The organism is Cryobacterium sp. 10C3 (assembly GCF_034314285.1).
In the GTDB taxonomy this organism is placed as follows: Bacteria; Actinomycetota; Actinomycetes; order Actinomycetales; family Microbacteriaceae; genus Cryobacterium; species Cryobacterium glucosi.
Window position 1 is genome coordinate 3,616,484 of sequence record NZ_JAVIWF010000002.1, and the last position, 13,140, is coordinate 3,629,623.

Consider the following 13,140-nt stretch of genomic DNA (forward strand, 5'->3'; position numbering starts at 1 on the left):
GTCAGTGTCGAGGTTTCGGTTCGCCGGGATATCCCGAACCTGGGAAATTCAGATCAGCGGGTCGCGCTCGGTCGTCTGCCGGGTGATCTGTTCACCGCTGGCAGGATCGACGGCGGACCGAGTCGTTGAAACAGACTGTCGCCGCCGCGTGATCAGCACGATGCCGAGGATGACTCCGACAAGTCCGGCGAGCATCAGGATGTAACCGATCGTCTTCAGGTCGATTCCCGCGACCTGGAGATCGACGGCGAATGCAAGGATCGCTCCCACGACAAGGAGGAAGATTCCGGCGCCAATGCTCATCGTGTTGTCCATTCTTCGGGATGCGGCGAGGCCGAGTCCGAGCGATCCGGTGTCGTACAGTTGCATCAGATTAGCCTAGGTACGCCGAAAAGAGAACCGGTGGGCGCGCTCAGAATCCACGGTCCGCCGGCAGTCCGGCGGGTCCGGACGAGGCGGGGGCACTCGTCAGGACCTCGGGGAGGACGCTGCCGATCCAGCTTTCCGCGGTCCACCCCGTGAGCGGCGAACCGGTGACGACGATCGTGCCGGTATTGCTGAGCGGATTGTCCGACACGTAGCCGGCGTGGAGGTTGCTGCAGGAGTACCCCGTCCAGGCGCGCAGGATCGCTCCGTGGCTGACGAAGGCGACGGTCTCGTGCCCGAGATCGTCGGCCTCCGTCACGACCCGGTCGAACCGGGCGAAGGTGTCCCTGCCGGACTCTCCTCCGGGCATCACGGTGTCGAGGTCGCCGTTCGCCCAGGCCAGGAACGTCGTGCAGTACGCGTCAACGGCGGCCCGGTCGTGGCGTCCCTCGAGGTGGCCGGCTGCGACCTCGCGGATGTCCTCGCGGACGCGGGCCTCGAGTCCCCGTGCCGCCGCGAGCGGTGCCGCGGTCTGCTGGGTGCGTACGAGGGTGGAGACGTAGAGGGCGTCGATCGTCACCGATTCGAGGGCGGCCACGAGATTCCCGGCCTGCTCACGGCCGAGCGGCGTGAGGTCGGCGCCGGGGTGCGCGGTATCGAGGAGACCACCGACGTTGGACACCGTCTGGCCGTGCCGGATCAGGATGAGGCGCATGGTTACCTTTCGGGACGCCCTGTCGTCGGGCATCCGCTTCTAGGATGCCCAACGATCGGCCCTCGCAGAAATCAGACGGTGAGAGGAGTCAGCCAGGTCAGCTCCGATCCCTCGCCCTCGATCAGGTCGCCGAGGGCTGCGTTGAACGCGGCCCCGTAGGCCGCCGTGATGTGCGCCTGGAACGCGTCGGCGTCGCGGTACACCTCGTACACGAAGAACTCGAGCGGGTCCGAAACGCGGCGGTGCGGGTCGAAGGTCACGTTGCCCGGCTCCCGGCGAACGTCGACGGTCAGGCCGGCGAGGAGCGCGGCCACCTCGTCCCCGCGGCCGGGGAGGGCGGTGAATTCGGCGTACAGGGCGACGGGCTCGCCGGGATGCGTGGGCGGTGTGATGGTCATGCCTTCCTGGCCCCGGTCATGATCGCGACGGCATCCGTCATGGAATGCGACTGCGGCGTGATCGTCGCGGCGCACTTGCCGAGTCGCTGGATGTGGATGCGGTCGGCGACCTCGAACACGTGCGGCATGTTGTGGCTGATCAGGATGACCGGGATGCCCCGGTCGCGGAGGTTCTTGACCAGCTCGAGCACCTGGTTCGACTCGCGGACGCCGAGGGCCGCGGTCGGTTCGTCGAGGACGACGACCTTCGAACCGAAGGCCGCCGCCCGAGCGACGGCGACGGCCTGGCGCTGACCGCCGGAGAGGTTCTCGACCGCGACGGTGACGTCCTGCAGGGTGCTGATGCCGAGGTCGCTCAGTTCCTGCTTCGCGCGCTTCCGCATGCCCTTCGTGTCGACCATGCGGAACACCGAACCGAGCAGGCCCGGGCGCCGCAGTTCGCGCCCGAGGAACAGGTTCGAGGCCACGTCGAGGGCCGGGGACACGGCGAGGGTCTGGTAGACCGTCTCGATGCCTGCGGCGTGCGCGTCCTGCGGCCGCTTGAACTGGACGGGCTTACCGTCGAGGGTGATCTCGCCCTCGTCGGCGACTTCTGCGCCGGTCAGGCACTTGATCAGGGTGGACTTGCCCGCGCCGTTGTCACCGATGATCGCGAGGACCTCGCCGGGGTAGAGCTCGAGGCTCACGCCGTCGAGGCCGACGACACGGCCGTAGGTCTTGACGAGCTTCTTCGCCGTGAGGATCGGCTCGCGAACCGGGGCGGGGCGGCCGCTGCCGCGGCATTGCCATCGAGGAGGGTCATTTGCGTACCTTTCGAATCCACTGGTCGACGGAGACCGCCAGAACGATGAGCACGCCGACCGCGAAGGTCTGCCAGAGCACGTCGAGACCGGCGAGGGAGAGCCCGTTGCGGAAGACGCCGACGATGAGGGCGCCGAGGAGACTGCCCCAGACGGTGCCGCGGCCGCCGAAGAGGCTCGTGCCGCCGATGACGACGGCGGTGATCGAGTCGAGGTTGAGGTCGGTTCCCGCGTTGGGTGAGGCCGCGTTGCTGCGGCCGATCTGGATCCACGCGCCGATCGCGAGGATGGCCCCTGCCGCGAGGTAGACGCTCATCAGCACCCGGCTGACGCTGATGCCGGCCAGGCGGGCGGCTTCCTTGTCATCGCCGACGGCGTAGACGTGCCTGCCCCACGCTGTCTGCGACAGGATGAACGCGATCACGATGTAGAGCACCAGCATCATCAGCACGCCGACGGTGAAGTTCACCCCGCCGACGGAGAACGTGGTCCCCGTCCAGGTCAGCAGGTCGGGCATGTCACCGCCGCGAACAGTCGCTCCGTTCGTGTAGAGCAGCGTGAGCGCGAGGAAGATGTTGAGGGTGCCGAGGGTGACGATGAACGGGGAAGCCGCAGTCGGGTCACGAGGAACCCGTTGAGGGCGCCGGCTGCGAGCGCGACGACGAGCCCCGCGAGCAGGCCCAGAACCGGCGAGACGCCGTTCTGCACCGTGAACTGGGCGATCACCATCGAGCTGAGCACCATCACGGCGCCGACGGAGAGGTCGATGCCCGCGGTGAGGATGATCAGGGTCTGGGCGATCGCGAGGGTGCCGACGACGGCGACCTGCTGGGTGATCAGGGAGAGGTTGGCCGGGTTGAGGAAGCGTTCGTTGAGCATCCCGAACACGATGATCGCAAAGACGAGCACGACGGCCGGGCTGATCGCCGGGTAGCGGTGCATGAGGCCCCGCAGCCGGCTGAGGGGAGTGGTGCGGTCGAGGAATTCCTCGGCCAGGTCATGCGGGCCCGTTGCCGGGTGCGCGGTTTGGGTGGGCTGGGTCACGATGGGCTCCGGTTTCCTAAACGCCTACGGGGAAGCCCCGTGGGATGCCGGAATCGATTCTCGGCACCCCACGGGAGCGGTAGTGGAACGGGTCAGCCCCAGCAGATGCCGGATGCCTTGGTCGTGTCGATCGAGTCGACCCCGGTCTGGGGTGCGTCGGTTACGAGCGCGACCCCGGTGTTGTAGAAGTCGAGGCCGGGGCTCGTCGTCGGCTTCGCGCCCTTGTTGACCAGGTCGACGATCGCCTGCACGCCGAGCTCGGCCATCTTCACCGGATACTGTTGCGCGGTCGCGCCGATGATGCCGTCCTTGACCTGCTTGACGCCGGCGCAGCCGCCGTCGATCGAGACGACGATCATGTCGGTCTTGCCGGCGGCCTTGAACGCCTGGTATGCGCCGTATGCGGCCGGTTCGTTGATCGTGTAGACGACGTTGATGTTCGGGTTCTTGCTCAGCAGCGTCTCTGCCGCGGTGCGGCCGCCGTCCTCAGCGCCGTTCGTGGGTTCGTTGCCGACGATCTCGTAGTCGCCGCCGCTATACGTGCCCGTCTTGGCCTCGTCACCGTTCTTGGCCTTGTCGGCGGTGTCGATGCCCATCCCGTCCAGGAAGCCCTGGTCGCGGTTGACGTCGACGGAGACGATCTTGTCGCCGAAGAGGTCGAGCATGGCGATGGTGGCCTTCTGGCCTGCGAGCTTCGCAGCGGTCCATTTTCCGATGTCCTGGCCGGCGAGGTAGTTGTCGGTCGCGAAGGTGATGTCGACCGAATCCGGGTTCGTCGGCGGCGTGTCCAGCGCGATCACGAAGAGGCCGGCGGCGCGGGCCTTGACGAGGGCGTCTTCGACGCTGGGGCCGGTCGGGGTGATCAGAATCCCCTTGTCGCCCTTGGAGATGGCGTTCTCGACGGCCGTGATCTGGCTCGCTTCGTCGCCGTCGGCCTTGCCCGCTGCGAGGGTGAGGGTGACGCCGGCCGCATCGGCGGCCTTCTTGGCGCCGTCTTCCATCGCGACGAAGAAGGGGTTCGTGGTGGTCTTGACGATGAGCGAGACGCGGATCGGGCCGGACGCTGCTCCTGTTGTGGAACTGCTCGAGGCGTTCGAGGAACAACCGGCGAAGCCGATCGTGGCGAGAGTGGCTACCGAAGCGGCGGCAATCATCCGCTTCATGGTGGATGGTGTGGTCGTGCGATTCATCTTTGAATCTCCTCTTGGTGGGGGAGGGTGCTCCCTGACAACGATGTCAGTGATCATCTTTAGTGCTAAATGTAATAAGGTCAAGTGCAATCGTGAGGCGGAGACCAAACTGTGACATCGATGTCAGAAACGGAAGACTGGGCGGCGGGCCCTGCGCACGCCGTCGATCCGCGTGCCCGCCCCACGATGAAGAACGTCGCAGCGCTCGCCGGGGTGGGCGTGAAGACCGTTTCCCGTGTGATCAACGGTGAACCGAACGTCTCGACCGCCACAATAGCCCGGGTGCGTGCCGCCGCCGAGAGCCTGGACTTCCACCCCGACCTGCACGCGGGCAACCTGCGCAGGGCCGACGGCCGCAGCAGCACCCTGGGCCTGCTTGTCGGCAGCGTCGGCAACCCGTTCTCCGGCGCCGTGCACCGCGCGGTCGAGGACGCGGCCAACGCCCGCGGGGTCGCGGTCTTCGCCTCGAGCCTCGACGACGACCCCGACCGCGAGGAGGTCGCGGTCTCCGCCTTCCTGCGCCGCCGCGTCGACGGCCTCATCCTCACGACCGTTTCGAAGAGCCAGGGCTATCTCCTGCCCGAACTGCGCCGCGGCACCCCCGTCGTCTTCGTCGACCGCGAGCCGGCCGGTGTCGAAGCGGATGTCGTCGTGAGCGACAACGCGGCGGGTGCGGCCGCCGCGACGCGGCATCTCCTCTCGTACGGGCACCGGAGGATCGCCTTCCTCGGCGACCGGACCGATATCCAGACGGCGCAGGAACGCCGCCGCGGGTTCCTCGAAGAGCTCGGGCGCGCCGGGGTCGCGACCGTCGACATCCCGATCGTCACGGGCCTGCACGACGAGGACGCCGCGAACCGCGCGCTGATCGCGTTGCTCGAGTCGGAGCATCCGCCGACCGCCGTGTTCAGCAGCCAGAACCTCATCACCATCGGCGCGGTGCGCGGCCTGCGCGAGCGGGGCGCACACCACACGGTCGCGCTCGTCGGCTTCGATGACGTGCCTCTTGCCGACCTGCTCGAACCGGGCGTCACGGTCGTCGCGCAGAACCCGCACGAGATCGGCCGGCTCGCTGCCGCACGGATCTTTGCCCGACTCGACGGAGACCGCTCCGCCGGGAGAACCTATGTTGTACCAACCGAGCTGATCACTCGCGGATCAGGGAGATGAGACCGAAATGACAGAAAACCAGACAGCGCCAGGCACAGAGACTGCGGGTGCGGGGGCGACCCGCCCGCGCGTCGTCGTCGTCGGCGACGCGCTCATCGACGAGATGCGCGAACCCGATTCAGTGCAGGAGTTCCCCGGTGGGGCGGCGCTCAACGTCGCTGTCGGCCTCGCCATCCTCGGCGTGCCGACGACCCTGATCGCGATGGTCGGCGACGACGCTGACGGCGCCGTGCTCCGGGACTTCATCGCCAGCTACGACGTGGAGCTGATCGCGACGCCCGGACCCTTCGGGAGCTCCCGGGCGACCTCCGACCGCACCGACGGTGAGCCGAGATACGCCTTCAACGAAGCCGCGCAGAAGCGGCGCATCGAATTCGGTCCCCGGGAGCGCGCCGCCCTCGATGCCGCGCCGCTCGTCGTCGTCAGCTGCTTCCCGTTCGACGACACCGCGCAGACGGATGAGTTCCTCGCCGCGGTCGGCGACGGCGAGCACCGCCTCGTGATCGACCCGAATCCGCGGGCAGGGATGCTGCACGACAAGGCCCGCTTCGTGGAGAACTTCGAGCGCGCCGCAGCGAGCAGCCTGCTGACCAAGGTCGGCGACGAGGACGCGGAGCTCCTCTACGGCAGCAGCCTCGAGGAGTTGCGCGAGCGCCTCGTCGCGAGCGGAACGCACCACGTGCTCGCGACCGCTGGCCGCGCAGGGGCCTCGATCAAGACCGACGACGGCCTGCTCGTGAGCGAGCCGATCGCGTCCTTGCCCGGCGCGGTCGTCGACACCATGGGCGGCGGCGACGCGACCCTGGCGTCGAGCGTGCAGAGTTTCCTCAGCGACGGCGTCCCGACGGATGCCGCAGGCTGGCAACATCTGCTCGCGAGCGCCATGCACATCGCGGCCGCGACCTGCCGCTCGGAGGGAGCCCTGCTCCGCGTGCCGCCCGCCCTCTGAGCCGCGCCGCCGAGCGGCCGTGAGGTGTCGCAGATCGACGTTCCCGGGGCTCAGGAACCTCGATATGCGACACTTCAGCGCGTGGGTGGCGGGCCTCGTGAGGTGTCGCAGTTCGACGTTCCCAAGGCTCAGGAACGTCGATATGCGACACTTCAGGGCGTGCGGGGGTCGTTCAGGCGGGGTCGACGGCCGTGAGGAGCGGGATCTTGGGTTCGCGGCCGTCGCCGGAGGACTTCCCGGTCAGGCGCCGCCCGATCCACGGCAACACGTAGCCGCGGTAGTAAGCCGCGGTGCGCATCCGCTGGGCCGCAGGGGCCGCAGGGGCCGCAGGGGCCCCCGACGCATCCGTCGCCGACCACTCCGCAGGAACCGGTACGCCGAGAGCCGTGAGCACATTGGACGCGATCAGGGTGTGCCCGCTCGCGTTCAGGTGCAGCTTGTCCGCCGACCAGTACCGGGTGTCGGTGAGCCGGGCATCCGCCCAGTTCTCGACGAGCGTGACGCCGGGCCGGGTGAATGCCGCGCGGGCGGCGTCGGCGAGCTGGTCGCCGCGGCGCTGCATGAGCGCACCGAGGGGAGCTGCTTCGAGGGGTTGCCGCCGCTCAGCACGAGCATGTGCGCGCCGTGCGCAAGCCCGGCCTCGACGACCTCGCTCATCAGCCCGACCACGCGCGAAATCTCCACGCGCGGGCGCATCATGTCGTTGCCGCCGCCGCAGATGGACAGCAGGTCGGGCGCCTGGACGAGCGCGGGTTCGAGCTGTTCGGCGACGATCGGGCCGAGCAACCGGCCGCGCACGGCGAGGTTCGCGTACGAGACCGGGGCAGCGGATGCCGCGGCGAGCCCGAGCGCGACGAGGTCGGCCCAGCCGCGCAACCGCCCGTCGGGGAGTTCGTCGCCGACCCCCTCGGTGAAGCTGTCGCCCATGGCGATGAAGCGCTGGTACATCCGACCCCCTGTTGCTGCGGGCGTGCCCCGCATCCGTCACCAGCGCGATGTTACCCGCCCGCGGCTGGGGTCAGCGCTCGGGGTGGCTGTGCTTCGTTCCGTGGCTGTGCTTCGTGCCGTGGGTCTGTTCTTCGCCCTGGCTCGGGTCGCGGGAGAGCTGCCAGCGTTCCTGAAGCACATCGCGGGCCTGCTGGGCGGCGCGGCGCACCTCCTTGTCGGGGTCGCGCAGGCGCTGCACGATCGTGGGGAGGTTCTCCTCGGTGCCCTGGGCGGCGAGCGCGTGCAGGGCGGCGGCGCGCACGCGCGGCACCTCGTCCGTCGTGAGACGCACGAGCTTCGGGGCGACCTGCAGCTCGCGCAGCTGCACGACGCGGGCGCACATCTCGCGCACCCGCCAGGCCTGGTTGTTCAGCCCGACGACGATGTACGGCGCGGCCGACTCTCCCCAGACGTAGAGCAGCGCACGCGCGCCCCAGAGCTCGGGCCAGTACAGCGCAGGGGCGCCCTCGAGAATGCCGAGCGCGTGGCGGCCACCGGCGTAGAGAAGGAAGTCCTTGCCGGCGTTCTTGGCGCGCAACAGGGCCACGGAACTGTCGACCACCGCGGTCTCGCCGTAGTGCTCGACGGCCGCGTGGATGCGCTCGGCCGTCGGAAGGTCGATGGGAAGGTCGGGGTGTGGCTCTAATTTGTTATGCATAGCACTCCCCACGGTACTGCCCGGGAGGCCACGGGGCCACTACGGCCGCGTCACATCGTGCGTGCGCCCAGCATCCGCTCGAAGCCGGTCGCGTGCTCGTAGACGCCGTAGTTGCCGATCTCGGTGTAGCCGAGGCTGCGGTACATGGCGAGAGCCTCCGGCTGCCGGTAGCCCGTTTCGAGGCGCAGCCGAGTGTAGCCGAGCTCGAGCCCGAGCGATTCGAGGGCGCCGAGAACCGCGGCGGCGTACCCCTGCCTGCGGTAGGCGGGGCTTGTCCACAGGCGTTTCGCCTCGCAGGTGTCGGCATCGAACCGACGGATGCCGCCGCCCGCGACGGTCACGTCGCCCTCGCGCAGCACGATGAACCCGCCATCGGGTGCCGCGAAATCCGCGGCCTTGTCCTCGAGAACGTCATCGCCGCCGCCGTACCGCAGCGTGTATTCGCGATTGAGATCGCTCAACAGGGGGACCACTTCGGCGTCGGTCAGGCGTACGCGTACAAATTCCACGGATCCAGTCTGCCCGGTAAACTCCTCGTGTGTCTGTCAACCCCGAACTGCAGGGCCGGGTCTTCCCGCCCGTCGCCCCTTATCTCGTCGGTCGGGAGAAGGTGCGGGAGTTCTCCCGTGCCGTCTTCGCGCGCAACCCGATCAACCACGACCCGGCGGCCGCCCGTGCGGCCGGCTACGCCGACGTCGTCGCCCCGCCGACCTTCGCGGTCGTCGTCCAGGAGGCCACCCTCGCCCAGCTCCTCGCCGAGCCCGACGGCGGGATCGACTTCAGCCGCGTGGTGCACGGCGAGCAGCGCTTCACCTTCAGCCGCCCGATCGTCGCCGGTGACGAACTGACCGCCACCCTCTCCGTCGCGAGCGTGAAGAGCCTCGGCGGCCACTCGATGGTCACCGCGGAGTCCCGCGTCGTCGACGCGACCGGCGCCCACGTCGTCACCGCGACATCCACCCTCGTCGTCAGGGGAGACGAATGACCCAGGAACCCGCGGCCACGCCCGCACTCGATGAGCTCACCCTCGGCCAGATCGTCGCCACCGGCCTCTTCCCGCTGACGCGCGATTCCCTCGTGCGGTACGCCGGGGCATCCGGTGACTTCAACGCCATTCACTACCGCGACGACGTCGCCGTCTCCGTCGGCCTGCCCGGCGTGCTCGCCCACGGCATGCTCACGATGGGCCTCGCCGTGCAGCCCGTCGTCGACTGGGCCGGCGACCCCGCCCGAGTCGTCGACTACCAGGTGCGCTTCACCCGCCCGGTGCTCGTCGATCCCACGCTCGGCGCCGTCGTGTCCGTGGTCGCGAAGGTCGGCCGCATCGAAGCGGATGCCGGCATCGTGCGCATCGACCTCACGGTCACCGCGAACGACCAGACCGTCCTCGGCAAGGCGCAGGCACGCGTCTCGCTCGCCTAGGCCCCCGATGACGGACCCCGCTTTCGGTTCGGTGCCCGCACCAGCGTCGGCGCCCGCGTCCGGGCAGGCCGAAACGGACGCCGGGCACGGCGTGACCGCCGGTATGGTGCCGGCGGATGCTGCGCCGACGACGTTCGCCGAACTCACCACGATCCGCACCGGCGGGCGACCGCTGTTCCTGCTCGCGCCGGAGACGGAGGACGAGCTCATCGAGACCGTTCAGGACGCCTGGGCGTCCGGCGAGGACTGGCTGCTGCTCGGCGGCGGCTCGAACACCGTCGCGGCGGACACCGAATTCGACGGCACAGTCGTGCGAGTGCTGACCCGCGGCATCACGGTCGAGCGTTCCGCCGACCGCGTGCTCCTGCGGGTCCAGGCCGGTGAACCCTGGGACGATCTCGTCGCCCACACCGTCGCGCAGGGCTGGTCGGGGATCGAAGCCCTCTCCGGCATCCCCGGTTCCACCGGGGCCGCGCCCGTGCAGAATATCGGCGCATACGGCCAGGAACTCGCCAACAGCCTCGTCGCGATCGACTTCCTCGACTACGAGAGCGGCGAACGGCGACGCATCCCCGCCGCAGAACTCGAGCTCGGCTACCGCACGTCGCTGCTCAAGCACGGACTCCGCGGCCTCGTCGTGGCTGTCGAGCTGGAGCTGTGGGACACCGCGGCCGAGGCATCCGTTCTCGGGGCAGCGCTGAGCCGCCCCCTCGCCTTCCCCCAGCTCGCGGACGCCCTCGGCGTGCATGTCGGCGACCGGGTGCCGCTCGCGGACGTGCGCGCGACCGTGCTGCGGCTGCGTGCCGCGAAGGGGATGCTGCTCAACCCGGGCGACCCGGATGCGACAAGCGCCGGCTCGTTCTTCACGAACCCGATCGTCTCCCTGAGCTTCTCCCGGACCCTGCCGGAGTCCGCGCCGCGCTGGCCGCTGGACGACGCCGAGCTTCCCGATCGGGTGATCCCGCTCGAGGACTACTACGGGATCGGCCCCGTGCCCGGCGCGGTCGAGGTTGTTCCGCTCGTCAAGCTCAGCGCGGCCTGGCTCATCGAGCATGCCGGAATCTCCCGCGGCTTCCGGTTGCCCGGCTCCCGCGCCGCGGTGTCGAGCAAGCACACCCTCGCCCTGACGAACACCGGCGGCGCGAGCGGCGAGGAGATCGCCCAGCTCGCCCGCTTCGTGCAGCAGCGCGTGCAGGCGGAGTTCGGCGTGATCCTGCAGCCGGAGCCTGTGCTCGTCGGCCTCGGCCTGTAGTTCCTGGTTTCGCTGCCGCGCGCCTGCCGGCATCCGCTCTCACGCGCCAAGTGCGCCGCTCCGCGCCAGGCATGCCGGTAGCGTAGCGGCGGAAATGGCGCGCGGGACGGGCGGGGCGCTCAACCGGCATCCGAGTCCGAACTCGGGGGCCGGTCAGGTCGCGCGGCGAGCGGCCGCGGCGATCCCCGCGACGATGAGCACGAGCCCCATCAGGATCACGCCGCCAAGCAGCCACAGCGCGGGGTCGGTCTCGCCGGGCACGATCGTGCGGTAGATGATGAAGCCCGAGAAGGCGAGCATCACCGTTCCCCAGAAGATCGTGCCGAAGAGCGGATGCCTCCGCCGCGCCGGCGCCGTCGGCCACGTCTCCGGGGTGGTCGCGCCCGGAGCCGCGTAAGCGGGCGCAGTCGGCGCGGTCGGCGCGGTCGGCGCCGGAGGTGTGGGCGGCGGCGTCGAGCCGGACGAAGGGGTCGCAGCTGCGCTCGCACCCACAGCGGCACTCGGTGCCAGAGGCATCGCGCTTTCCCGCGGTGCGGTGAATGCGGTGAACTCCGGAATGACCGGCTCGGCCGGGAGTACTTCGGTCTCGGCGTTTCCGGAACGGTCCGTCGTGTCGAACGGGAGCACTTCCGTATCGGCCTCCGAGATCGGGAAGGGGATGGTTGCGTTGAGGGGAGCACCGCGGTCTCGGGTGCGGCGGAATCGGATGATGCGGTGGTCTTGGGGGAGCCGGCGGACTCGGGCGATTCGCCGGTCGCGGGCGGCTCTGCGGAACCGCCGGGACGGCCCGAACCGGTGGACGGGGTGACGGGATCGGTCATGGTGGACTCCTAGCGTGCGGTGCCGACGCGGGCGCCGGACTGGGTGAGGTCGACCTGGCCGGCGAACGACCAGACCCGAACATGGGTGACGGCCCGGGCATCCGTGGCGTTGACGGTGCGCACGTCGCGGATGAAGACGCCGGCGCGCTCGGGGTCGCCCGATTCGCCGCCGGTCGTCACGACGCCGGCGAGGAGGTTGACCTCGACCTCGACGGGTCGGTCGCTCGGCAGCACGAGCGTCGTCACACCGAATCCGAGCCAGACGTCGATCGTTCGGACGTCCTTCGCTGGGGCGTTGTCGAGGGCGCTGAGATCGACGGTCGGAGTGCCGGCGAACATCGCGTAGCCGGGGGAGCCCCGGCCGAGGACGAGGGCACGGCCCAGTTGTGGGTGCCGGCGAAGGCGAACTGGGTGCCCTGCGGCATCCAGCCGAGGGCGACGAGGGTGAGCGCGGCGAGGAACGCGAGCCCGCCGAGGGCCCCGCTCTCCCGGCCGCGGATTCCGGACACGATCATCCCGATCGCCGCGACGCCGAGGGCGACGGCGAGGCCGAGCACGAACGCGGAGTTCGACCAGACCCCGTGCGCGTAGACGAACGCTGCGATCGCCCCGGCGAGCAGTGCGAACCCGAGGGTGATCGCCGAGAGGGCGGCGCTCGGCCGGCGGCCGCGGCGCCAGGCGGCGTGTTCGGCCTGGCGCTGGCGCTGGCGCTCCTGCCAGGCGAGGTTCTGCTCGCGCAAGGCGCGGTTCTGTTCGGAGCGCACCCGGTTCTGCTCCTGCCAGGACTGGTTCGCTGCCGTCGCGCTCGCCGCGGTCGCCGGGTACGCGGCGGTTGCGGGCGTGCCCGGTACGCCCGGGTAAGCGGATGCCGCAGGGTAGGTCTCCGGCGTCGCCGACGGGATCCCGTTCCGGTGCCGGTAGTCGGTCTGGTACGGATTCTCGGTCGCGGAAGGCGTCGCGGTCCACGACGATTGGGGAGCGAAGCCGGCGGACGCGGCAGGGCCGGCGGTGCCGGCAGAGGCCGCGGCGCCGGGCGCGGGTGGAGCCGGCGGAGCCGGAGGAGCGGGGGCGCGCCGGGCGCGGGCGGGGTCGAACCGGCATCCGCCGCTGAGCCGTAGCCCGAGGTGGGGCGCGGGCGCTCGCCCGGACCGGAACCGTAGCTGCCGCCGTTTCCGCCGCCGGAAGACCCGCCGTTGCCAGGACCGCGGCGCACGAGGTAGAGCACGAGCCAGACGATGCCGGCAACGACCGCGAGGCCCCACGCTGCGCTCAGCGACGTGCTCAGCCAGCCGGGCATGCCCCAGGCCGCGGGAGGGCCGTCCCACCAGAATCCGCGGGTGAACGGCACGACGGTGAGGAGGAGGACGG

At 70.0% G+C, this 13,140-nt stretch carries 16 protein-coding genes and 1 pseudogene; 5 read left to right on the top strand and 12 right to left on the bottom strand.

Annotated features, from left to right (window positions below):
- Positions 1 to 48 precede the first annotated feature (48 nt).
- From RGU41_RS18185 to RGU41_RS18210, 6 genes and pseudogenes are all read right to left on the bottom strand, one after another.
- On the bottom strand, positions 49 to 369 hold the full coding sequence (locus RGU41_RS18185; protein ID WP_416172960.1) for a DUF6458 family protein: 321 nt from the start codon (positions 367 to 369) through the stop codon (positions 49 to 51).
- A gap of 43 nt (positions 370 to 412) precedes the next feature.
- On the bottom strand, positions 413 to 1,081 hold the full coding sequence (locus RGU41_RS18190; protein WP_134446656.1) for a histidine phosphatase family protein: 669 nt from the start codon (positions 1,079 to 1,081) through the stop codon (positions 413 to 415).
- Positions 1,082 to 1,152: 71 nt separating this feature from the next.
- Positions 1,153 to 1,479, bottom strand: coding sequence for a putative quinol monooxygenase (locus tag RGU41_RS18195; protein WP_322137017.1), 327 nt, complete (start codon positions 1,477 to 1,479; stop codon positions 1,153 to 1,155).
- Positions 1,476 to 2,222: an ATP-binding cassette domain-containing protein gene (locus RGU41_RS18200; RefSeq protein ID WP_322137394.1), complete on the bottom strand. Its 747-nt coding sequence runs from the start codon at positions 2,220 to 2,222 to the stop codon at positions 1,476 to 1,478. Before RGU41_RS18200 ends, RGU41_RS18195 begins: the two co-directional genes overlap by 4 nt.
- A 55-nt stretch (positions 2,223 to 2,277) precedes the next feature.
- Positions 2,278 to 3,323 (bottom strand): annotated as a pseudogene (locus tag RGU41_RS18205) (ABC transporter permease).
- Positions 3,324 to 3,415: 92 nt separating this feature from the next.
- The gene (locus tag RGU41_RS18210) at positions 3,416 to 4,513 is read right to left on the bottom strand and encodes a substrate-binding domain-containing protein (protein ID WP_322137018.1); all 1,098 of its coding nucleotides are present in this window, start codon (positions 4,511 to 4,513) and stop codon (positions 3,416 to 3,418) included.
- Between the two features lie 186 nt (positions 4,514 to 4,699).
- Between RGU41_RS18210 and RGU41_RS18215 the strand changes: the two genes are divergently transcribed.
- Together RGU41_RS18215 and RGU41_RS18220 are read left to right on the top strand one after the other, a co-directional pair.
- Positions 4,700 to 5,683: a LacI family DNA-binding transcriptional regulator gene (locus tag RGU41_RS18215; RefSeq protein ID WP_322137395.1), complete on the top strand. Its 984-nt coding sequence runs from the start codon at positions 4,700 to 4,702 to the stop codon at positions 5,681 to 5,683.
- 7 nt (positions 5,684 to 5,690) lie between these two features.
- On the top strand, positions 5,691 to 6,632 hold the full coding sequence (locus RGU41_RS18220; protein WP_322137019.1) for a carbohydrate kinase family protein: 942 nt from the start codon (positions 5,691 to 5,693) through the stop codon (positions 6,630 to 6,632).
- A gap of 426 nt (positions 6,633 to 7,058) precedes the next feature.
- On the opposite strand, the gene RGU41_RS18225 is transcribed toward RGU41_RS18220, so the two are convergent.
- From RGU41_RS18225 to RGU41_RS18235, 3 genes are all read right to left on the bottom strand, one after another.
- Positions 7,059 to 7,580, bottom strand: coding sequence for an SGNH/GDSL hydrolase family protein (locus RGU41_RS18225; RefSeq protein ID WP_322137020.1), 522 nt, complete (start codon positions 7,578 to 7,580; stop codon positions 7,059 to 7,061).
- A 70-nt stretch (positions 7,581 to 7,650) separates the two neighbouring features.
- A complete protein-coding gene (locus tag RGU41_RS18230) occupies positions 7,651 to 8,277 on the bottom strand; it encodes a HEAT repeat domain-containing protein (RefSeq protein ID WP_134446661.1) in 627 nt (208 codons plus the stop codon).
- Between the two features lie 50 nt (positions 8,278 to 8,327).
- The gene (locus RGU41_RS18235; protein ID WP_134446662.1) at positions 8,328 to 8,786 is read right to left on the bottom strand and encodes a GNAT family N-acetyltransferase; all 459 of its coding nucleotides are present in this window, start codon (positions 8,784 to 8,786) and stop codon (positions 8,328 to 8,330) included.
- 29 nt (positions 8,787 to 8,815) lie between these two features.
- On the opposite strand from RGU41_RS18235, the gene RGU41_RS18240 reads away from it, so the two are divergent.
- The 3 genes from RGU41_RS18240 (at position 8,816) to RGU41_RS18250 (ending at position 10,951) form a co-directional block, all read left to right on the top strand.
- A complete protein-coding gene (locus RGU41_RS18240) occupies positions 8,816 to 9,262 on the top strand; it encodes an FAS1-like dehydratase domain-containing protein (protein ID WP_134446663.1) in 447 nt (148 codons plus the stop codon).
- Positions 9,259 to 9,699, top strand: coding sequence for a MaoC family dehydratase (locus RGU41_RS18245; protein WP_134446664.1), 441 nt, complete (start codon positions 9,259 to 9,261; stop codon positions 9,697 to 9,699). The genes RGU41_RS18240 and RGU41_RS18245 overlap by 4 nt, the downstream gene beginning before the upstream one ends.
- 103 nt (positions 9,700 to 9,802) lie before the next feature.
- Positions 9,803 to 10,951: a UDP-N-acetylmuramate dehydrogenase gene (locus RGU41_RS18250; RefSeq protein ID WP_322137396.1), complete on the top strand. Its 1,149-nt coding sequence runs from the start codon at positions 9,803 to 9,805 to the stop codon at positions 10,949 to 10,951.
- A 153-nt stretch (positions 10,952 to 11,104) separates the two neighbouring features.
- Here the strand turns inward: RGU41_RS18250 and RGU41_RS18255 are convergent, their stop codons facing one another.
- The 3 genes from RGU41_RS18255 to RGU41_RS18265 form a co-directional block, all read right to left on the bottom strand.
- Positions 11,105 to 11,578: a hypothetical protein gene (locus RGU41_RS18255; RefSeq protein ID WP_322137021.1), complete on the bottom strand. Its 474-nt coding sequence runs from the start codon at positions 11,576 to 11,578 to the stop codon at positions 11,105 to 11,107.
- A 203-nt stretch (positions 11,579 to 11,781) separates the two neighbouring features.
- Positions 11,782 to 12,018 (bottom strand): hypothetical protein, encoded by a 237-nt coding sequence (locus tag RGU41_RS18260; RefSeq protein WP_322137022.1) that lies wholly within the window; start codon positions 12,016 to 12,018, stop codon positions 11,782 to 11,784.
- Positions 12,015 to 13,097: a hypothetical protein gene (locus RGU41_RS18265; RefSeq protein WP_322137023.1), complete on the bottom strand. Its 1,083-nt coding sequence runs from the start codon at positions 13,095 to 13,097 to the stop codon at positions 12,015 to 12,017. Before RGU41_RS18265 ends, RGU41_RS18260 begins: the two co-directional genes overlap by 4 nt.
- Positions 13,098 to 13,140: the final 43 nt, after the last annotated feature.

What these genes read in the sequence shown, in the direction of transcription:
- RGU41_RS18185 (WP_416172960.1), bottom strand. Translation starts at nt 369, where the DNA reads ATGCAACTGTACGACACCGGATCGCTCGGACTCGGCCTCGCCGCATCC.
- RGU41_RS18190 (WP_134446656.1), bottom strand. Translation starts at nt 1,081, where the DNA reads ATGCGCCTCATCCTGATCCGGCACGGCCAGACGGTGTCCAACGTCGGT.
- RGU41_RS18195 (WP_322137017.1), bottom strand. Translation starts at nt 1,479, where the DNA reads ATGACCATCACACCGCCCACGCATCCCGGCGAGCCCGTCGCCCTGTAC.
- RGU41_RS18210 (WP_322137018.1), bottom strand. Translation starts at nt 4,513, where the DNA reads ATGAATCGCACGACCACACCATCCACCATGAAGCGGATGATTGCCGCC.
- RGU41_RS18215 (WP_322137395.1), top strand. Translation starts at nt 4,700, where the DNA reads ATGAAGAACGTCGCAGCGCTCGCCGGGGTGGGCGTGAAGACCGTTTCC.
- RGU41_RS18220 (WP_322137019.1), top strand. Translation starts at nt 5,691, where the DNA reads ATGACAGAAAACCAGACAGCGCCAGGCACAGAGACTGCGGGTGCGGGG.
- RGU41_RS18225 (WP_322137020.1), bottom strand. Translation starts at nt 7,580, where the DNA reads ATGTACCAGCGCTTCATCGCCATGGGCGACAGCTTCACCGAGGGGGTC.
- RGU41_RS18230 (WP_134446661.1), bottom strand. Translation starts at nt 8,277, where the DNA reads ATGCATAACAAATTAGAGCCACACCCCGACCTTCCCATCGACCTTCCG.
- RGU41_RS18245 (WP_134446664.1), top strand. Translation starts at nt 9,259, where the DNA reads ATGACCCAGGAACCCGCGGCCACGCCCGCACTCGATGAGCTCACCCTC.
- RGU41_RS18250 (WP_322137396.1), top strand. Translation starts at nt 9,803, where the DNA reads ATGGTGCCGGCGGATGCTGCGCCGACGACGTTCGCCGAACTCACCACG.